General features: G+C 70.8%; 14 protein-coding genes and 1 pseudogene. 8 read left to right on the top strand and 7 right to left on the bottom strand.

Going from position 1 to position 18,690, the window contains the following annotated elements; all coding sequences use genetic code 11:
* Nucleotides 1-458: 458 nt before the first annotated feature.
* Both nrdR and ACZ4D5_RS37335 read left to right on the top strand, forming a co-directional pair.
* A complete protein-coding gene (gene nrdR / locus ACZ4D5_RS37340) occupies nucleotides 459-1,004 on the top strand; it encodes a transcriptional regulator NrdR (protein WP_384552149.1) in 546 nt (181 codons plus the stop codon).
* 137 nt (nucleotides 1,005-1,141) lie between these two features.
* Entirely contained in the window at nucleotides 1,142-4,039 is a 2,898-nt protein-coding gene (locus tag ACZ4D5_RS37335) for a vitamin B12-dependent ribonucleotide reductase (protein WP_467776918.1), read from the top strand.
* 131 nt (nucleotides 4,040-4,170) lie between these two features.
* On the opposite strand, the pseudogene ACZ4D5_RS37330 reads toward ACZ4D5_RS37335, so the two are convergent.
* A pseudogene (locus tag ACZ4D5_RS37330) lies at nucleotides 4,171-4,707 on the bottom strand (TerD family protein); the annotation flags it as partial.
* Nucleotides 4,708-5,066: 359 nt separating this feature from the next.
* On the opposite strand from ACZ4D5_RS37330, the gene ACZ4D5_RS37325 reads away from it, so the two are divergent.
* Nucleotides 5,067-5,672, top strand: a complete 606-nt coding sequence (locus tag ACZ4D5_RS37325) for a YdbC family protein (RefSeq protein ID WP_467776917.1) — start codon at nucleotides 5,067-5,069, stop codon at nucleotides 5,670-5,672.
* Nucleotides 5,673-5,763: 91 nt separating this feature from the next.
* On the opposite strand, the gene ACZ4D5_RS37320 is transcribed toward ACZ4D5_RS37325, so the two are convergent.
* Nucleotides 5,764-6,477 carry a TetR/AcrR family transcriptional regulator gene (locus ACZ4D5_RS37320; RefSeq protein WP_467776916.1) on the bottom strand — a complete coding sequence of 238 codons (714 nt, stop codon included), beginning with the start codon at nucleotides 6,475-6,477 and terminating at the stop codon, nucleotides 5,764-5,766.
* 136 nt (nucleotides 6,478-6,613) lie between these two features.
* On the opposite strand from ACZ4D5_RS37320, the gene ACZ4D5_RS37315 reads away from it, so the two are divergent.
* From ACZ4D5_RS37315 to ACZ4D5_RS37300, 4 genes are all read left to right on the top strand, one after another.
* Entirely contained in the window at nucleotides 6,614-8,224 is a 1,611-nt protein-coding gene (locus tag ACZ4D5_RS37315; protein ID WP_467776915.1) for an ABC-F family ATP-binding cassette domain-containing protein, read from the top strand.
* A 34-nt stretch (nucleotides 8,225-8,258) separates the two neighbouring features.
* Nucleotides 8,259-8,936: a histidine phosphatase family protein gene (locus ACZ4D5_RS37310; protein WP_467776914.1), complete on the top strand. Its 678-nt coding sequence runs from the start codon at nucleotides 8,259-8,261 to the stop codon at nucleotides 8,934-8,936.
* A 12-nt stretch (nucleotides 8,937-8,948) separates the two neighbouring features.
* On the top strand, nucleotides 8,949-9,857 hold the full coding sequence (locus ACZ4D5_RS37305; RefSeq protein WP_467776913.1) for an ADP-ribosylglycohydrolase family protein: 909 nt from the start codon (nucleotides 8,949-8,951) through the stop codon (nucleotides 9,855-9,857).
* Nucleotides 9,858-10,163: 306 nt separating this feature from the next.
* Entirely contained in the window at nucleotides 10,164-11,966 is a 1,803-nt protein-coding gene (locus ACZ4D5_RS37300) for a DUF4153 domain-containing protein (RefSeq protein ID WP_467776912.1), read from the top strand.
* A 93-nt stretch (nucleotides 11,967-12,059) separates the two neighbouring features.
* Here ACZ4D5_RS37300 and ACZ4D5_RS37295 read toward each other — a convergent pair whose 3' ends face one another.
* From ACZ4D5_RS37295 to ACZ4D5_RS37285, 3 genes are all read right to left on the bottom strand, one after another.
* The gene (locus ACZ4D5_RS37295) at nucleotides 12,060-13,544 is read right to left on the bottom strand and encodes an MFS transporter (protein ID WP_467776976.1); all 1,485 of its coding nucleotides are present in this window, start codon (nucleotides 13,542-13,544) and stop codon (nucleotides 12,060-12,062) included.
* A 223-nt stretch (nucleotides 13,545-13,767) separates the two neighbouring features.
* The gene (locus ACZ4D5_RS37290; protein WP_467776911.1) at nucleotides 13,768-14,376 is read right to left on the bottom strand and encodes a rhomboid family intramembrane serine protease; all 609 of its coding nucleotides are present in this window, start codon (nucleotides 14,374-14,376) and stop codon (nucleotides 13,768-13,770) included.
* A 123-nt stretch (nucleotides 14,377-14,499) separates the two neighbouring features.
* Nucleotides 14,500-15,537, bottom strand: a complete 1,038-nt coding sequence (locus ACZ4D5_RS37285; RefSeq protein WP_467776910.1) for a class I SAM-dependent methyltransferase — start codon at nucleotides 15,535-15,537, stop codon at nucleotides 14,500-14,502.
* A 136-nt stretch (nucleotides 15,538-15,673) separates the two neighbouring features.
* Between ACZ4D5_RS37285 and ACZ4D5_RS37280 the strand changes: the two genes are divergently transcribed.
* Complete coding sequence (locus ACZ4D5_RS37280) at nucleotides 15,674-16,900, top strand: nucleotide disphospho-sugar-binding domain-containing protein (RefSeq protein WP_467776909.1); 1,227 nt, start codon at nucleotides 15,674-15,676, stop codon at nucleotides 16,898-16,900.
* Between the two features lie 71 nt (nucleotides 16,901-16,971).
* Here the strand turns inward: ACZ4D5_RS37280 and ACZ4D5_RS37275 are convergent, their stop codons facing one another.
* Together ACZ4D5_RS37275 and ACZ4D5_RS37270 are read right to left on the bottom strand one after the other, a co-directional pair.
* Nucleotides 16,972-17,691, bottom strand: coding sequence for an ABC transporter permease (locus ACZ4D5_RS37275; RefSeq protein ID WP_467776975.1), 720 nt, complete (start codon nucleotides 17,689-17,691; stop codon nucleotides 16,972-16,974).
* A 5-nt stretch (nucleotides 17,692-17,696) separates the two neighbouring features.
* Nucleotides 17,697-18,686, bottom strand: coding sequence for an ABC transporter ATP-binding protein (locus ACZ4D5_RS37270; protein ID WP_467776908.1), 990 nt, complete (start codon nucleotides 18,684-18,686; stop codon nucleotides 17,697-17,699).
* Nucleotides 18,687-18,690 lie beyond the last annotated feature (4 nt).

Here is an 18,690-nt window from a genome sequence, read left to right as displayed (position 1 = left end):
GCCAACGGTAGTTGCTTTCGAAAGGTTGCGCCAAACACACGTTCGAGTGAAAAATCGCAGATTGCCTGACGTGATCATGTGTCCGGGTGTATGGCTCGCGCTGGGGCCGAATGGCAATTCGGTTCATTACGGTACGCTTCACCGCCGGGACCGTGAGCCCCTCGGTGGGCCTCCCATAGTGCCACTCGGTGTCCCGTCAACCCGGCACCGGCCCCCGTTCCCGAGCGGCGTGAGTGACGGCTCCGTACGTCCGGCGTGGTCCGGGGCGGCGCGACACGCGCAGGGCGGGAAAAGCGGCCAAACCCCAGATCTAGTGGTTGGATTGCATGAGCAGCCCAGAAGTTGTGGTCCCTGGTCTCTCGGGGCCTCTGGGATCGCCTATGCTTGGGGCTGCTTCGAGGGCCCCAAGGGCCCGTTGAGGCTTATGAGTCGTGCCATGAAGGAGGGTTGGGAGTTCCATGCACTGCCCCTTCTGCAGGCACCCCGACAGCCGCGTAGTCGACAGCCGCACCACTGACGACGGCACGTCGATCCGCAGGCGCCGTCAGTGCCCCGACTGCTCCCGTCGTTTCACGACCGTGGAGACGTGTTCGCTGATGGTCGTCAAGCGCAGCGGCGTGACGGAGCCCTTCAGTCGTACGAAGGTCATCAATGGCGTCCGTAAGGCGTGCCAGGGGCGGCCGGTGACCGAGGACGCCCTCGCTCTGCTCGGCCAGCGGGTCGAAGAGGCGGTGCGTGCCACCGGAAGCGCCGAACTGACCACTCATGACGTGGGCCTTGCCATACTCGGTCCGCTGCAGGAGCTCGACCTCGTCGCCTACCTGCGCTTTGCGTCCGTGTACCGGGCCTTCGACTCGCTCGAGGACTTCGAGGCTGCCATCGGGGAGCTGAGGGAACAGCGGCTCGACGCGGAGCCGCGCGACGCGGACGGTGAGCGCGTCGTGAACGACTGCGGGCCCGGAGGGACTGTCGAAGTCCCGGTGCCCGCCACCGCCGCCGACTGACCGGCTGACCGACCGGCCGGCGGCGAACCAGACCTGTTGAGGGTGTCCTCCGTGATGCCCGCAACACCAGACACACATCCGTGCCACGGGAAGAACGTGGCACTTCAGGGCGTTTTAGCCTGATACAGGGAGGCGGCATGACCGAGACGACGAGCGGCCCGGCACGAGGTTCCCGCGCCAAGGGATCCAAGGCCAGCAAGGGTCTGCGTATCGAGCGCATCCACACCACCCCCGGCGTGCATCCGTACGACGAGGTGGTCTGGGAGCGCCGTGACGTCGTCATGACCAACTGGCGCGACGGCTCGGTCAACTTCGAGCAGCGTGGCGTCGAGTTCCCCGACTTCTGGTCGGTGAACGCGGTCAACATCGTCACCAGCAAGTACTTCCGCGGGGCCGTCGGCACCCCGCAGCGCGAGACCGGCCTCAAGCAGCTGATCGACCGCATCGTGAAGACGTACCGCAAGGCCGGCGAGGACTACAACTACTTTGCCTCGCCCGCCGACGCGGAGATCTTCGAGCACGAGCTGGCCTACGCCCTCCTGCACCAGATCTTCAGCTTCAACTCGCCGGTCTGGTTCAACGTCGGAACGCCCCAGCCGCAGCAGGTGTCCGCCTGCTTCATCCTGGCCGTCGACGACTCCATGGAGTCGATCCTCGACTGGTACAAGGAAGAGGGCATGATCTTCAAGGGCGGCTCCGGCGCCGGCCTGAACCTCTCCCGTATCCGTTCCTCCAAGGAACTGCTGTCCTCCGGAGGCAACGCCTCGGGCCCCGTCTCCTTCATGCGCGGTGCCGACGCCTCCGCCGGAACCATCAAGTCCGGTGGCGCCACGCGCCGCGCGGCCAAGATGGTCATCCTCGACGTCGACCACCCCGACATCGAGGGCTTCATCGAGACCAAGGTGAAGGAAGAGGAGAAGATCCGCGCCCTGCGCGACGCGGGCTTCGACATGGACCTGGGCGGCGACGACATCACGTCCGTCCAGTACCAGAACGCCAACAACTCGGTCCGTGTGAACGACGAGTTCATGAAGGCCGTCGAGTCCGGCTCCAAGTTCGGCCTGCGCGCCCGCATGACCGGCGACGTCATCGAGGAAGTCGACGCCAAGTCGCTCTTCCGCAAGATGGCCGAGGCCGCCTGGGCGTGTGCCGACCCCGGCATCCAGTACGACGACACCATCAACGCCTGGCACACCTGCCCGGAGTCCGGCCGGATCAACGGCTCGAACCCGTGCAGCGAGTACATGCACCTGGACAACACGTCCTGCAACCTCGCCTCGCTGAACCTGATGAAGTTCCTCAAGGACGACGGCAAGGGCAACCAGTCCTTCGACTCCGAGCGCTTCGCCAAGGTCGTCGAGCTGGTCATCACCGCGATGGACATCTCGATCTGCTTCGCGGACTTCCCGACGCAGAAGATCGGCGAGAACACCCGCGCCTTCCGCCAGCTGGGCATCGGTTACGCCAACCTCGGCGCCCTCCTGATGGCCACCGGTCACGCGTACGACTCCGACGGCGGCCGTGCCCTCGCCGGTGCCATCACGTCGCTGATGACGGGTACGTCGTACAAGCGCTCCGCCGAGCTGGCCGCGGTCGTCGGCGCCTACGACGGCTACGCCCGCAACGCCACGCCGCACAAGCGCGTCATGAAGCAGCACGCCGACGCCAACGCCTCGGCCGTCCGCGTCGACGACCTGGACACGCCGATCTGGGCCGCCGCCACGGAGGCCTGGCAGGACGTGATCCGCCTCGGCGAGAAGAACGGTTTCCGTAACTCCCAGGCGTCCGTCATCGCCCCGACCGGCACCATCGGTCTCGCGATGTCCTGCGACACCACGGGTCTGGAGCCCGACCTCGCCCTGGTCAAGTTCAAGAAGCTCGTCGGCGGCGGCTCGATGCAGATCGTCAACGGCACCGTGCCGCAGGCCCTGCGTCGCCTGGGCTACCAGGAGGAGCAGATCGAGGCGATCGTCGCCCACATCGCCGAGAACGGCAATGTGATCGACGCCCCCGGCCTGAAGACCGAGCACTACGAGGTCTTTGACTGCGCCATGGGCGAGCGCTCCATCTCCGCGATGGGCCACGTCCGCATGATGGCCGCGATCCAGCCGTGGATCTCGGGCGCCCTCTCCAAGACGGTCAACCTCCCGGAGACCGCCACCGTCGAGGACGTCGAAGAGGTCTACTTCGAGGCCTGGAAGCTGGGCGTCAAGGCGCTCGCCATCTACCGCGACAACTGCAAGGTCGGCCAGCCGCTCTCCGCCAAGAAGAAGGAGGACGAGAAGGCCGAGATCACCGAGAAGACCGAGGACACGATCCGTGCCGCGGTCGAGAAGGTGGTCGAGTACCGCCCGGTCCGCAAGCGCCTCCCGAAGGGCCGTCCCGGCATCACCACCTCCTTCACGGTGGGTGGCGCCGAGGGCTACATGACCGCCAACTCCTACCCGGACGACGGTCTCGGCGAGGTCTTCCTGAAGATGTCCAAGCAGGGTTCGACCCTCGCGGGCATGATGGACGCCTTCTCCATCGCCGTCTCGGTCGGTCTGCAGTACGGCGTGCCCCTGGAGACGTACGTTTCCAAGTTCACGAACATGCGCTTCGAGCCGGCCGGCATGACGGACGACCCGGACGTGCGGATGGCGCAGTCGATCGTCGACTACATCTTCCGCCGCCTGGCGCTGGACTTCCTGCCCTTCGAGACGCGCTCCGCGCTCGGCATCCACTCGGCCGAGGAGCGTCAGCGTCACCTGGAGACGGGTTCGTACGAGCCCGCCGAGGACGAGGTCGACGTCGAGGGTCTGGCCCAGTCCGCCCCGCGGCAGACCGAGTCCCTGAAGGCGGTCTCCACGCCGAAGGCGGACGCCGAGACGGTCAAGCCCGCCCCGCAGCAGGCGCACACCAGCGCCGAGCTCGTCGAGATGCAGCTGGGCATCCAGGCCGACGCGCCGCTGTGCTTCTCCTGCGGTACGAAGATGCAGCGTGCCGGCTCCTGCTACATCTGCGAGGGCTGCGGCTCGACCAGCGGCTGCAGCTGACCTGGTGAGGCCGTGCCGGAGTCGCCTCCGGCACGGGCCGCGCCGTAGCTGACCGACAGCGCGCGAAGGGGATCGACACATCGTCGGTCCCCTTCGGCGTGCCAGGGCGCGCCTCCGGTGCCCGACGGGCTCTAGAGCTCGCCGCCCATGAGCGAGGCGAACGTGGTCGGGTCGGCGTCGAAGCCGCGGATGACCTCGCGGAACGACCATGCCCCGGACGCGTCGCGGGTGAACTCCGCGACGGTCGATGCCGTGCATCCGGAGACGCCGGCCAGGTCGGTCTGTGCCAGGTCCGTGTGGCCCTCGCGGATCCGGACCGCGGTGTTCGTGATGTCGCCGAACACCTTCTGCCCCTCCTGTTGCTGTATGGCGACTCCCACGACGACGCGGGTGAACGAGGGGGCGAGGCGGTCCAGTTCCAGGGTCATGACCTCGTCGAAACCGAAGCCCTGGCCCGTCCTGCTGTCCCGGTTGAGCGTGATCGTGCCGTCGGGGGAGCGGCTGTCGAAGTGCACGAGGTACTCCGGGCTGCCGTACGGAGCGTCCCCCGTGTACGTCGCGGCGATGATGTCGAGGTCGTTGGGCGGTGCTCCGGACGGGCTCGGATCCCACTTGAGCCCGACTTCGACCTTCTTGATCCCCTTGCTGACACTGCTCACTGGGCTACCCCCTCCTCGTGACCTGGCCGCTGCGGATTCACCAGGCCTGTCCCCCGTACACGCTACGGCGTACGACTGACAACGTCGTAGCGTCCCTGGTCAGGAGCGGGGCAACTGGGCCGGGGGAGAGGCAGGTTGGCGCGCGTGGAGCGGGCACGCCGTGCACGCGCCACGAGGGAGACACGTGCGGCGATTCCCTCCACCCCAACAGTTCGGCGGAGCAACCAGCCGTTCCTGTGGGCGAATTGACCGGTGTTCTCGTCCGGGAGTTCGGTAGGGAACTCGATGCCGGTGACGAGGCCGAGCTGATCCGGGTGTACTGCGCCGGAGCGTGACCCGGGCCACGCTCCGCGCCGTACGATGGCGCGGTGCTGGTCAAGTGGATTCGCTGCACCGTGGTCGACCGTCGGGGGTTCGAGCGAGGGCAGCGGAAGTGGGCGGGGCTTCTGGGGGAGCCGGGGTTCCGGGGGCAGGGCGGGGGGTGGAGCAGAGGCCGGCCGGGGGTCGCCCATGTCTTCGCCTTCTGGGAGAGCCGTGCCTTTTACGACTCCTTCATGGCCCGCTCGCACGACCGTCTCGCGGCTGCTCAGTCGGGCACTTACAAGGATCTCCAGGCCAAGCTCTTCGACCACCGGTTCGACGTGAAGACGGGGTTCGAACCGCGCTTCACGGACGCGGACGTGGTGCGCGTCGCGCACTGCCGGGTCCGCGAAGCGCGGGTGGAGCACTTCGCGCTGATGCAGGAGAAGGTCTGGAACCCGGCGATGGCCGGTTCGCCGGGAATGGTGCGAGGCCTCTTCGGCGAGGCGCCGGGCCATGAGTTCCTGATTCTCTCCATGTGGCAGTCGGCCGCAGAGCACGGCAAGTACCGCGTCGAGCGGGTGGAGCGTCTGTCTCTGCGAGCACAGACGGAGGCGGACGTCGCCGGGCTGGCGGGGGACGTCGTGAACTTGGAGCCGTCGTGGACGGTGTGAGCGCGGCTATGGCCATGGCTACGGGTGCCGGTGTCGGCGCGGAACTCGACGTCCGTTTTCAGCACTTCAGTTGACTGAGGTCCCGACGTCGTCACCGCCTGGCGTACGCGCCTTCGCGGGTGGCGGCGAAGGCTGCCGCCGCCGACTGCTCGGCGAGTGCCATGTCGATCGGCTCGCGCGTGATGAACACGCGGAGCAGCAGCGGGGCGGACACGGCGCGGACGAGGGCTGCCGCGTCGGTGTCCGGATCCGCCTCGCCCCGCGCCACGGCCCGCGCGACGACCGCCTCGCAGCGGCTGAACCGCTCGGCGTAGAAGGAGTGCAGGGCATCGGCGGCCCGTGCCGACTGGAAGGACGCCGCGACGAAGGCGGTGGGCGCCGCGGCCGCCGCGTCGTCGGAGAAGGAGTCGACCACCTCCCGGGCGAGCTCGCGGAGATCGCCCTCCAGGCTGCCGGTGTCCGGTGGCGTCCATGTGTCCTCGCCCGCCATGTCCAGGGCGTCGGCGACCAGCCCTTCGAGGCCGCCCCAGCGGCGGTACAGCGTGGTCTTGTGGACTCCCGAGTGATCGGCGACGTACTCGACGGTGAGGCCGGGGTAGCCGTGGTCGGCGAGGCCGCTCAGTACGGCGTCGCGCACGGCCGCGCGGGTGCGGGCCGTGCGGCCGCCGGGGCGGCGGGTGCCGGGCGCGGGTGATGCCGCCTCGGCTCGGTCAGGCTGCCCGGGTCCGTCGGTTCCAGGCTGTTCCGTACCCCCCGTACTCCGCGCGCCGTCGTTCCGGTCGGCCGTCATCGGCTTGTCCGCCATCGGTTCGTTCCTTCTCCGTCGCCCTGCCTCACAGGCAATCGCAACTCGTGTTGCGTTAGTCCGAGCAGTGTGCCACACTCGTCGTAATGCAACTGAGGTTGCGTTTGTTCGAGTGGATGCGAAACCGGGGGTGCTCTTGCCTACTCAGATCTCTCTGCATGGCGTGACCAAGGCGCGTGGCGAGCGGCTGCTGCTCGACGGAGTGTCGCTGGCGATCAGGCCGGGGGAGCGCATAGGCGTCGTGGGGGAGAACGGCGCGGGGAAGTCCACGCTGCTGCACCTGATGGCAGGCGACGAGCGGCCCGACGAGGGGGACGTCGTGACCGTCGCCGAGCGAGGGGCGGGGCTTCTCGCGCAGACTCCCCAGCTGCCGGCCGACCGCAGTGTCGGCGACGCGATCGACGCCGCGCTGGCCGAACTGCGGTCGATGGAGGGGAGGTTGCGTGATCTCGAGGCGGGCCTCGGCTCCGCGACCGAGCGGGAGATGGGGGAGTACGGCGATCTGCTGACGGCCTTCGAGCTGCGAGGTGGCTATGAAGCGGACGCGCGCGTGGACAAGGCGATGCACGGCCTGGGGCTCGGGCGCATCGGCCGGGACCGGGTCCTTGGCAGTCTGTCCGGCGGCGAGCAGGCGCGGCTCGGTCTGGCCTGCCTCATCGCTGCCGCACCCGAGGTCATGCTCCTGGACGAGCCGACCAACCACCTGGACGAGGGGGCGCTGGACTGGCTGGAGAGCGCCCTGTCCGCGCACCGCGGGACCGTGGTCGCGGTCTCTCACGACCGCACCTTCCTGGAGCGCGTGGCCACCGCGATCCTCGAAGTCGACGCCGACCGCCGGACCGTGGTGCGGCACGGCGGGGGCTATCAGGGACTGATCGCGGAGCGGGAGGCCGCCCGGCTGCGCTGGGAGCAGGAGTACGCGCAGTGGTGCGAGGAGACCGGCCGACTCCAGGAGTTCATGGCCACCACCGCCCACGCCGTCGCCGGCGGACGTGGCATGAAGGACAACAACAAGATGGCGTACGACCGGGCGGGTGGCCGGGTACAGGCCTCCGTCGCGGGACGCGTGCGCAACGCGCAGGAACGGCTCCGCAGACTGAGGGAGCGGCCGGTGCCCAAGCCTCCTGAGCCGCTCGCCTTCGCGGCGCGCCCTGTGGCGGGTGCCACCGAAGGGGCCCTGGTCACCCTGCGGGACGTGCGTGTGGGCGAGCGACTGGCCGTGGACGAGCTCACGGTGTCGGCAGGTGAACGGCTGCTGATCCACGGGGGCAACGGCGCGGGGAAGTCCACGCTGCTGCGCACCATGGCGGGCGTACTCGAACCCGACGAGGGCACGGTGGTCCGCAGAGGCCGGATCGGCTATCTCGCCCAGGAGATACCGGTACGACGCCCCACCGAGCGCGTCCTCGAGGTGTTCGGCAGGGGCTTGGGGCTCACCGAGGAGGAACAGACGGGGCTGCTCCTGTCGTACGGCCTGTTCCGCCCCCGTGACCTGCATGTACCCGTAGGCGCGCTGTCCGCGGGGCAGCGCAGGAGGCTGGCCCTCGCGCGGCTCCTGGCGAGGCCCGCCGACCTGCTGCTGCTCGACGAGCCCGCCAACCACCTGGCGCTCGGCCTGGTCGAGGACCTGGAGGCGGCGCTCGACCAGTGGACGGGAGCCCTGGTCGTCGTCTCGCACGACCGGTTGCTGCGTCGGCGCTTCACGGGCCGAATACGCCGGATGGAGTCCGGACGGCTACCCGACTGAGCCGCCCGCCGGTGAGCCGATCTAGGGTTTCCGCATGGCACGCCCACGGCGCATCATCCTGGTCCGGCACGGCGAGTCGGCCGGCAATGCCGACGACACCGTGTACGAGCGCGAGCCCGACCATGCGCTCGCGCTGACCGAGACGGGGTGGTCCCAGGCGGGGGACACGGGTAAACGCCTGCGGGAACTGCTCGGGCGCGAGCGGGTGAGCGTGTACGTCTCGCCGTACCGCCGCACCCATGAGACGTTGCAGGCGTTCCGGCTCGACCCCGAGCTGATGCGCGTACGGGAGGAGCCGAGGCTGCGCGAGCAGGACTGGGGGAACTGGCAGGACAGGGACGACGTGCGGCTGCAGAAGGCGTACCGCGACGCGTACGGGCACTTCTTCTACCGCTTCGCCCAGGGCGAGTCGGGGGCCGACGTCTACGACAGGGTGGGGGCTTTCCTGGAGAGTCTGTACCGCAGTTTCGAGGCGCCGGACCATCCGCCGAACGTCCTGCTGGTCACGCACGGGCTGACCATGCGGCTGTTCTGCATGCGCTGGTTCCACTGGTCGGTGGCCGAGTTCGAGTCGCTGTCCAATCCGGGAAACGGGGAGATGCGCATGCTCGTGCTCGGCGAGGACGGCAAGTACACGCTGGACCGGCCGTTCGAACGCTGGCGCGAGCCCGAGCCGTACGGCGTCACCGGATGGAACGGCGTCACCGGATAGAGTGGCAGGGCGATGACCGCTGACTCCTCTCCCGACCTGCGCCTGGAGCGCGCTCTGGCCAGCCTGCGCGGACTGGCGGTGGGGGACGCGCTGGGCTCACAGTTCTTCGTGCCCGCGCACTACCCACTGCTCAAGCGCCGACAGCTGCCCGACGCTCCTTGGCAGTGGACCGACGACACCGAGATGGCCTGCTCCGTGCTGGCCGTTCTCATCAAGCACCGACGGATCGATCAGGACGCGTTGGCCCAGTCGTTCGCCGGGCACCACGACTTCGACCGTGGCTACGGCCCCGCCGTGAACCGCCTGCTCAGGCAGGTGCGGGAAGGCGGGGACTGGCGGGAGCTGGCCTCCGCGCTCTTCAAGGGGCAGGGGTCCTGGGGCAACGGCGCCGCGATGCGGATCGCCCCGCTCGGCGCCTGGTACGCCGACGACCCGGAACAGGCGACGCACCAGGCGGAGATCTCGGCCTACCCCACGCATCAGCACCGCGAGGCCGTCGTCGGGGCCATGGCCGTGGCGGCGGCCGCCGCGTTGACGGCCGACCCCGTGGGGCCGCCGACACCCAAGGCGCTCCTCGACGGCGTCATCGCGCTGGTGCCGCGCAGCGCCGTGGGAGCGGGGCTGCGCCGGGCGCGCGACATGCTCGACTACGGCGACGCCGGGACGGTCGCGGCGGTGCTCGGGTGCGGGCGGCGCACGACGGCCCATGACACGGTGCCGTTCGCGCTGTGGTCGGCCGCCCGTGGCCTCGACTCGTACGAGCGGGCCATCTGGGACACCGCGCAGGTGGGCGGCGACATGGACACGACCTGCGCCATCGTGGGCGGCGTGGTCGCGTCCCGTGAGAGCGGGGCGCCGCCCGCCGAGTGGCTGGAGCGGACCGAGGCGCTGCCCGGCTGGGTTCCCCTCGGGGCGGTCTGACGGGGAGGGGAAGGGCCCGATTTCCGGGGCCCCGGCTTCCGGGGGGGCCTGCTTTCCGGGAGGCGAGCGGATTGCGTGTGCCTGGTTTCCCGAGGCCCGGTCTGCGGGAGGCCGCACTGTCACGGTCGTGCCACAGGCGGGACCGGGCCGGGGGCCATGGGCCGGGGTCCGGCTAGCCTGGGGCGGGCCGCTGGTTGATCTTGGCTTGCGTGCGTTGAACGAGATGCCGGTTCGGGCGGCCCTGCGGCCGCCTGCGCGCGCCGTGCGGCCTGCGCTGTGCGCGTGGACCGGCCGGGAGGGGGTCCCGTGTCCGAGGAACCAGTCAGACGTGATGCGTCCGGTGCGTCCAGTGAGCCCAGTGCATCAAGGGCATCAAGCCCATCCAGTGAGCCCAGTGAGCCCAGTGAGCCCAGTGAGCCCAGTGCGCCCAGTGCGCCTAGTGCGCCTAGTGCGCCTAGTGCATCTCATCCATCCAGTGCGTCCGGTGTGCCCGATGCGACAGATGCTCTGGGAGTGACTGGTGGCGCTGGTGTGACTGGTGCGACTGGTGTGGGTGAGCCGCGTGATGCCGTGCCCGTGTCGGGGGCGCCTCGGCCGCATGCCACCTGGAATTACCCCGCGCCCCAGCGCACGCCACTGCTCGATGACCTGAGGGCAGGGGCGCCCGGTCCTGTCCGGACGGCGACGTTGGGCTGTGTGCTCGCCACCGGTGTGCTGAGCATGCTGTTGCTCGGCGACGGCCTGGCGTTGAATCTGCTGATCGTCGCCGTCCCGGCCGCGCTCGCCGCCTGCTTCGCGGCCCGGGCGGCCGGTCGCCGGCCCCGTCCGTGGTCGCTGACCTGGGCCGTCGGTGCGCTCGCCCTGCTCGTTGTGCCCGCCCTGCGTGACGCGGGATGGCCTTCGTTCCTCGCGATCGTCGCTTCGGTCGGGCTCGCCTCGCTCGCGCTGCACGGCTGCCGGACCTGGCCCGGCGTACTCCTGAGTCCCCTCGGCATCTTCGACGCGGTCCTCAGCGGTCTCGGCTGGGGCTGGCGCGGGGTGCGTGAGCGCGCGGGCGGTGCGCGCGGCGCCGGGCCCGTGCTGCGGGCGGTGGGGGTGGCCGCCGTGCTGCTCCTGGTCTTCGGGGCGCTGTTCGCCGGTGCCGACGCCGCCTTCGCCGACCTGCTCGGCGAGCTGATGCCCGACGCCTCCCTGACCGGAAGCCCTTGGCGCGTCCTGCTGCTGGTCCTCGGGGTGGTCGGCGCCCTCGCGGCGGCGCACACCGCGGCCGCTCCCGTGCGCTGGGACCGGCTCGTGGTGAAGCCGGGCCGAGCCCGCGGACGGGTCGAGTGGGCGTTGCCGCTGATCGTGCTCAACGTGCTGTTCGCGGCGTTCAACGCGGTCCAACTCGCCGTCCTCTTCGGCGGGTACGACACCGTCCTCGACAAGACGGGCCTCTCGTACGCCGCCTATGCGCGGCAGGGCTTCTGGCAGTTGCTGCTCGCCACCCTCCTCACGCTGCTCGTCATCGGGTTCGCGCTGCGCTGGGCCCCTCGCGACACCCCTCGCGACCGCAGGCTGGTGCGCGCGGTGCTCGGCACGCTGTGTGCGCTGACGCTCGTCGTGGTGGCGTCGGCGGTGCGCCGCATGGACATGTACGTGGAGGCGTACGGCCTGACCAGGCTGCGGATCTCGGTCGTCGGCGTCGAGCTCTGGCTCGGCGTGGTCATCCTGTTGATCATGGCAGCCGGGGTGTGGGGCGCACGGTGGCTGCCGCGTGCCGTCGCCGCCAGTGCGGCAGCCGGTGTGCTGGCCTTCGGGCTGCTCTCGCCCGACGCCCTGATCGCCGAGCGCAATGTGCAGCGCTACGAGGACACCGGCAAGTTCGACTTCGACTACACGCGGCAGCTGTCCGCCGACGCGGTTCCGGCCCTGGACGAGCTGCCGGAACCGCAGCGCTCCTGTGCGATCAAGCCCATCGCCGACGGTCTGGGCGCCGGGCGCGGCCCTTGGTACGCGACGAGCCTCGGGGAGTCCAGGGCCCGGCGGATCATCGAGGAGCGGCCGCCGTCGGTCGACCCGGGGGTGTGCGCGGAGAGCGTGGACACCTCGTACTCCCCGAACCGCTAGGGTCCCCGTGTTCCTCGAACCGCTAGGTTCCCCTTACTCCTAGAACCGCTGGTTTCCCCGTACTCCTCGAACCGCCAGGTCCCGCGTGCCGGGTCAGCCGGCCGCGGGCCCCGCGGCGCCCGCCGTGCCGGACAGGGCGTCGAGGTCGCTCTTGCGTACGCGGATCACGAGCGTGGCGGTGGCCAGGGCGATGAGGGCCATGGCCACCGCCGGCAGGAAGGCGGTCGAGATGCCCTCGGAGAGCACCTCGTGGCCCCACGGCGCGGGGAGTTCATGGGTCTTGGCGAACTCGGCCTTCTGCTCCGGTGTGGCACGGGCCATGAAGTCGGCCATCTGTTCCTTGCCCTCGTCCCGGCTCGCCGTGCCGAAGACCGTGGTGAGGATGGAGAGGCCGAGCGAGCCGCCGACCTGCTGGGTGGCGTTGAGCAGTCCGGATGCCGCGCCCGCTTCGTGGGGAGCCACTCCGGAGACCGCGGTCAGCGTCAGCGTCACGAAGTTCAGGCCCATGCCGAAGCCGAACAGCAGCATGGGGCCGAGCACTCCACCGACGTACGAACTGTCCGGTCCGAGCAGGGTCTGCCAGCCGAGCCCCAGGGCGACGATGACCGAGCCCGTCACCATGAACGGCTTGGGGCCGAGGACCGGAAGGAACTTCTGCGACAGGCCCGCGCCGATCGCGATCACGACGGTGACCGGCAGGAAGGCCAGGCCCGCTTCGATCGGGGTGTAGTTCAGGACGTTCTGGACGAAGAGCACGATGAAGAAGAACATCCCGAACATCGCGGCGGCCAGGCTGAGCATGATCACATACGTGCCCGACCGGTTGCGGTCGGCGAACATGCGGAGCGGAGTGATCGGTTCCTTCGCCCGGTTCTCGACCATCACGAACGCCAGGAGCAGGACGACCGCCGCGCCGAACGACCCCAGGGTGAGGCTGTCGCGCCAGCCTTCCTCGGACGCGCGGATGAATCCGTAGACCAGGGCGGCCATGCCGGCCGTCGAGGTCAGCGCGCCCAGGAAGTCGAAGCGGCCCGGGTGGCGCTGGGATTCGCTGATGTAGAGCGGGGTGAGGACGGCGATCAGGATGCCGATGGGTACGTTCACGAACAGGACCCAGCGCCAGTCGAGCCACTCCGTGAGCATGCCGCCGGCCAGCAGGCCGATCGCGCCACCGCCCGCGGAGACCGCGGCGAACACACCGAACGCGCGGTTCCGCTCGGGGCCTTCGGGGAACGTCGTCGTGATGAGCGCCAGCGATGTGGGCGACGCGATGGCGCCGCCGACGCCCTGGAGGGCGCGCGCGGCCAGCAACTGCCAGGGCTCCTGGGCGAATCCGCCGAGGAGCGAGGCGAGGGTGAAGAGGAGGATGCCGGTCATGAAGACGCGGCGGCGTCCCAGGATGTCACCGGCCCGGCCGCCGAGGAGCAGCATGCCGCCGAAGGTGAGGGTGTACGCGCTGACGACCCAGGTGAGGTCCGTCGTGGAGAAGTCGAGCGCGCCCTGGATGTGGGGCAGCGCGATGTTCACGATCGTCGCGTCGAGCACCACCATCAGCTGGCACGCCGCGATCACGGTCAGGGCGACGCCGGGGCGCGGAGGGCGCGAGGGGCGTGCGGTGCGGTGGGGCTCGGGTGTGGATGATTTCGTGCGTGTCTGATCGTGGGTCACGAGCGTTCCCCCGGAAGTGTGTTAGTGAACGCAGCCGTTCACTACGGGGGATGCTAGCGAGCGCGTGAGTGTGAACACAAGCGTTCACTAAGGGAGTTGGGCCCGCTGTGGGCGCCGTCACAGGGCGGCTGTGTCAGGAGCGGCGGCGGCGTCGCAGGAGGAGGGCCGCGCCGAGCGCCGCGCCGGTCAGGGTCGGCAGGCCGTGGATGTCGCGGAACGCGGTGTCCACCACGGCCCCCGCGAGGACCGCGCCGCCCCAGATCCTGACCCGGTTGAGCAGCGGGCGGGGCCAGCCGCGCCCACCGGCCGCCAGGAAGAGCCAGGCGACGAGGCCGCCGGCCAGGCCCAGGACCGCGATCGAGTTCCCCGCGCCGTGCGGCTGCCAGCGGTATCCGAGGGCTTCGCCGACCGCCGCGGGCACCAGGTACAGGGCCAGCATGGCCTGGGAGCCGAGGAGCCGCTCCACCGGTACGCCGAGGAGCGCGATCCCCGGCACGGTGACCGCCGCCTGCCACGCGGGGCTCTGCACCAGGAGCGGGGTGAACGTCCGCCACCACTCGCCCGACGCGAGCGCGTCGGGGTCCCGCCGGAGCGCGTCGAGGACCCCCGGGTGCACGAACTGGGACGCGGTCACCACGCCCGTGACCAGGAGCACGACCGCCGTCGCCACCGGTACCCGGCGTCCGCGGGGCGTGGTCGCCGGGGCGGGGCCGCCTGCTGTCGGGGGCTTGCTGGTTTCCATGTACGACGTACTCCTGTCGCCTGCTGGTCCGGTGGGGGCCGGGAGTTCAAGGGATACCTCATCCCCGTGACCATGCTGCACGGCCCGCTCGAGCAACGCCGGAGGCGGGCCGGACCGGGGTCCTCAGGGTGTGCCGGGACGGCTCGCGACCAGGATGCGCAGCGGCAGCCCCGGGCGGGCGGTGAGCTCGGTCTCGGTCAGCCCGGCGGCGCTCAGCATCGCGCGGTGCGCGGCGGTCGAGTGCATCTCGCCGCCCGCCGTCCAGGAGAGCATCAGGAGCCCGAGGAGATGGGCGTGCGGCTCCTCGGCGTGCGGCTGGTCGCCGGTGGTGAAGCCGAGCACGACCAGACGGCCGTCCGGCTTGAGCGCGCCCGCCAGGCGGCGCACCAGCTCCGCGGCGCGCTCCGGCGCGAAGTGGAAGAGCAGGTTGCCCACCACGATCACGTCGTACGGCCCGTCGAGCGGCACCTCGAAGGCGTCCCCGGGAAGCAGCTCCACCCGGTCGCGGACCCCGAGCCGCTCGGCGTGCCCCTCGGCGACCGCGAGAACGCTCGGCCAGTCCTGCGAGTGGATGACGGCCCGCGGCAGGCGCTGGGCGAGGACGTAGCCGGAGAGGCTGTGGCCGCAGCCCACGTCGAGCACCTTCGGTGCGGGCCGCCCGGCCGCCCAGGGTTCGAGCACGTCGGCGAGCAGGCCGGCGGCGCGCAGGGTGCCGAAGGTGGTGTGGGTGGCGAAGTCCGTCCAGTACGGGAAGTCGGGGCGCAGCGCGTCGACGCCGGGCACCGGAGTGCCTTCGCGCACGGTCGACGCGAGCCGCCCGAGCGCCTCCCACTCGCCGGTGCTCGCGGCCACCGCGGTGATGCCGCCGCAGTACGAGGGGGTGCCGGGCACCAGCAACTCATCGACGCCCGGGGCGAGTTCGTACCGCCCTTCGCGCTCGTCCAGGAGGCGCAGCGCGGCCAGGGCGCCGAGCAGCAGGCGGGTGCCGCGTTCGTCGGCGCCCAGCCGCGCGGCCACGTCGGCGGCGTCGGCCGGCCCCTCGGCCAGCGCTCCGAAGACACCCAGCTCGACACCGGCCCGCAGCACGGCGGTGGTCTTGAAGCCGGCCATCATCTCGAACAGCCGCTGCGGGGTCAGCTTCGCGGGTTCCGCTTCGGTCATGGTCACTCCTTCCGACGGGCCGCCGGACGGTCGGCCGCCGTCATCGTGGGTGCGGCGGCTGCAGTACGGCTCGAGCTCCGGTCCAGCGCCGTCGGTGATGCTGCGCTCCCATCCGACCCCCTGAGGAGGGCGCCACGTGCGTGTGCTGTTCACCGTTTCCGCCTGGAGAGGGCACTGGTATCCGCTGGTGCCCCTCGGCTGGGCCCTGCGGTCCGCGGGGCACGAGGTGCGGGTGGCGTGCGCGCCGTCCCAGAGCGAGGGGATCGCGAGGGCGGGGCTGACCCCGGCACCGGTCCTCGGCGAGGTCGACATGGTCTTCCTCGGCCGCCTGCAGAATGTGTGGAACGCCCAGGAGGGCAGCTGGCCCTACCCCGCACTGCCCCCGCACCCGGTCACCGGCGAACCGATGGGCGCGCTCGGCGACTTCTCCTTCGCCGAGTTCGCCAGGGAGAGCGGCGGCAGGCTCGCCGAGCCGACCCGGCAGGGCTTCGACGCGGTCGTCGACTTCGCCCGGCAGTGGCGCCCCGACCTGGTGGTCCACGAACTGCTCAGCCTGGAAGGGGTGTTGGCGGCCCGGGTGCTCGGCGTGCCCTCGGTGCTCCACCTGTGGGGCCCGGTCGGCACCGAGGAGGACGAGCCCGGTCTGCGGCTGCGGCCCGAGGACCCCACCGGCGCGTTCCGCCGCCACGGGGCGGGCGACTTCAGGCCCGACTTCATCGAGTACGTCATCGATCCCTGCCCCGCCGCCCTGCGCCCGCCGACCTCCGCGACCCGGCTGCCGATGCGCTACGTGCCGTACAACGGACCCGGCGCGGAGGTGAGACGGAGTCCGGGCCGCTCGGAGCGGCCGCGGGTCTGTGTGGTGTGGGGGAACTCGGCCACCCGGATGGTGGGCCCGCAGGCGTTCGTGCTGCCCGACGTGGTCGAGGCGGTCGCGGGCCTCGGCGCGGAGGTGGTCCTCACCGCCAACGCGGACGACGTCCGGGCCCTGGGTGAACTGCCGGAATCCGTAAGGGTCCTGGAGCAGACGCCGCTGCATCTGCTGCTGCCGCACTGCGACGCCGTGGTGCACCACGGCGGTGCGGGCACCGTGATGACGGCGGTCGCCGCCGGGGTGCCGCAGCTCGCGCTGCCCTGCGCGATGGACCAGTTCCTCAACAGCCGTCGGGTGGCGGCCACGGGCGCGGCGATCGACCTGCCCGCCCACCGGGTGGACGTGGCGTCGGCGCGGGCCGCGGTCGCGGAACTGCTCGGACGGGCCTCGTACCGTACGGCGGCGGCCGCGCTGCGCCGGGAGTCCGGCGAGCTGCCGAGCCCGCTGCGCCTCGTCCCGCGTCTGGAGGAGCTGGCGGCGGCGCGCTGAGCGGTCGCCCGAACGCCGACGGCCCGCCCGGATCTCCGGGCGGGCCGTCGGCGTTCGGGCCGGGGCGCGGGTCAGACGCGGACCTCGTCACGGCGGTACATCCAGGCGGCGAGGGCACCGAACAGGGCGAGATAGGCGCCGAGCACCAGGACGTCGGAGACCGCGGGGGCCTCGCCGAGCTGGGCGTGGTGCCCCAGTTCGGCCAGGTGGTACGTGGGGGTCAGCTCGGCGACCGTCCGCATCCAGGACGGGAAGAGCTCCACCGGCCAGAACAGCCCGCCCACCATGGAGAAGCCCATGTTCACCACCATCAGCCCGATGGTGATGGACGTGGTGTTGAACATGTAGCCGAGCATCACGCTCAGCGCGCAGAAGACCAGGCTGCCGAGCCACACCGCGACGGTGGAGCCGAGCCAGTGCGAGGCGGGCATCCGTACGCCGTTGAGCAGCCCGCCGAAGGCGAAGATGGCCACCGTGGCGCTCAGGCTGACCACCGCGGCGGTCAGCACCTTCACGGCGATGTACTGACTGCTGGTCATCGAGGTCAGCCGCAGCTGCCGGGTCCACCCCACCTCGCGCTCGGCGGCGATCCGTGGTCCGCCGGTGTTCAGGGCGGCGCCGATGGCGCTGAACACCGCCATGGAGACCAGCAGGTAGTTGGCGGCCGATGTGCCGCCGAGGGACGAGTCGTGCCCCCGGGCGGTCGACAGGTAGATCACGATCGGCATGCCGATCGTGAACAGGATGAAGCGCCAGTCCTTGAAGGCGCGCTTGATCTCCAGTTCCAGCATGACGGTCAACGGACCTTCTCCTTGTCGGAGTTCGTGCGGGGGGAGTCCGGGCCGGTGCCACCGGGATCCGGCTCGGCCGAGGCCTCGGCCGTCAGGCTCAGATAGGCCTGCTCCAGGCCGAGGCCGGTGATCTCCAGGTCCCGCGGCCGCAGTTCGCCGAGGACCAGGGCCTCGACGGTGGCGTCGGAGTCGGAGCTGTGCAGCTCCACCGACTCGTGTCGCAGCTGGGCCTGGACGACGCCGGGCAGCCGGTGCAGGTCGTCGAGGGCCGCGGTGGCGGAGGAGAAGGTGAGCCGGCGCAGTCCGGTACGGGCCTTCATCGCGGCCGGGGTGGAGTCGGCGAGCAGCCGGCCCTGGTGCATCACCAGGATCCGGTCCGCCGCGCTGTCGGCCTCCTCCATGTAGTGGGTGGCGAACAGCAGGGTCCGCCCGGCCCGCGTCTGGGCGCGCATGTTCTCCCAGAACCGGTTGCGGGCGGCGACGTCCATGCCCGCGGTGGGCTCGTCGAGCACGATCAGGTCGGGGTCCTCCACGATGGCCAGCGCGAAGCGGATGCGCTGGCGCTGGCCCCCGGAGAGCTTGTCCACCCGGTGGCCGGCGATGTCCTCGATGTCGGCCTGGCGCATGATCTCCGCGATCGGCAGCGGATGCCGGGCGAGACGGTGCACCAGGCGGATGAGGTCGCGGACCTTCACCTCGGGCATCAGCCCGCCGCTCTGCAGCATCGCGCCGACCCGGCCCTCGCGGATGGCCTCTGCGGGCCGCAGCCCGAAGAGCCCGACCCGCCCGGAGTCGGGGCGGATCAGCCCGAGCAGCATGTCCAGGGTGGTCGACTTGCCGGCGCCGTTGGGGCCGAGCAGCCCGACGGCCTGGCCGGGCTCGACCCGGAAGTCGATGCCGGTCACGGCGTGGACCTCCCCGTAGCGTTTCGAGACGCCCTCGGCGGAGATGGCGGGCGCCCCTTGCGATACCGGGTGCCCGATGGCGGATCCCATACGG

Source organism: Streptomyces sp. NPDC025651 (assembly GCF_055558735.1).
The sequence above is the reverse complement of the archived record's forward strand: the minus strand, read 5'-3'. Positions and strand labels throughout refer to the sequence as shown.

Excerpts from the sequence above, each read along its gene's own strand:
- ACZ4D5_RS37305 (WP_467776913.1), top strand. The coding sequence starts at position 8,949 with ATGACCGCTGACTCCTCTCCCGACCTGCGCCTGGAGCGCGCTCTGGCC.
- ACZ4D5_RS37275 (WP_467776975.1), bottom strand. The coding sequence starts at position 17,691 with ATGCTGGAACTGGAGATCAAGCGCGCCTTCAAGGACTGGCGCTTCATC.
- nrdR (WP_384552149.1), top strand. The coding sequence starts at position 459 with ATGCACTGCCCCTTCTGCAGGCACCCCGACAGCCGCGTAGTCGACAGC.
- ACZ4D5_RS37285 (WP_467776910.1), bottom strand. The coding sequence starts at position 15,537 with ATGACCGAAGCGGAACCCGCGAAGCTGACCCCGCAGCGGCTGTTCGAG.
- ACZ4D5_RS37290 (WP_467776911.1), bottom strand. The coding sequence starts at position 14,376 with ATGGAAACCAGCAAGCCCCCGACAGCAGGCGGCCCCGCCCCGGCGACC.
- ACZ4D5_RS37320 (WP_467776916.1), bottom strand. The coding sequence starts at position 6,477 with ATGGCGGACAAGCCGATGACGGCCGACCGGAACGACGGCGCGCGGAGT.
- ACZ4D5_RS37310 (WP_467776914.1), top strand. The coding sequence starts at position 8,259 with ATGGCACGCCCACGGCGCATCATCCTGGTCCGGCACGGCGAGTCGGCC.
- ACZ4D5_RS37335 (WP_467776918.1), top strand. The coding sequence starts at position 1,142 with ATGACCGAGACGACGAGCGGCCCGGCACGAGGTTCCCGCGCCAAGGGA.
- ACZ4D5_RS37270 (WP_467776908.1), bottom strand. The coding sequence starts at position 18,686 with ATGGGATCCGCCATCGGGCACCCGGTATCGCAAGGGGCGCCCGCCATC.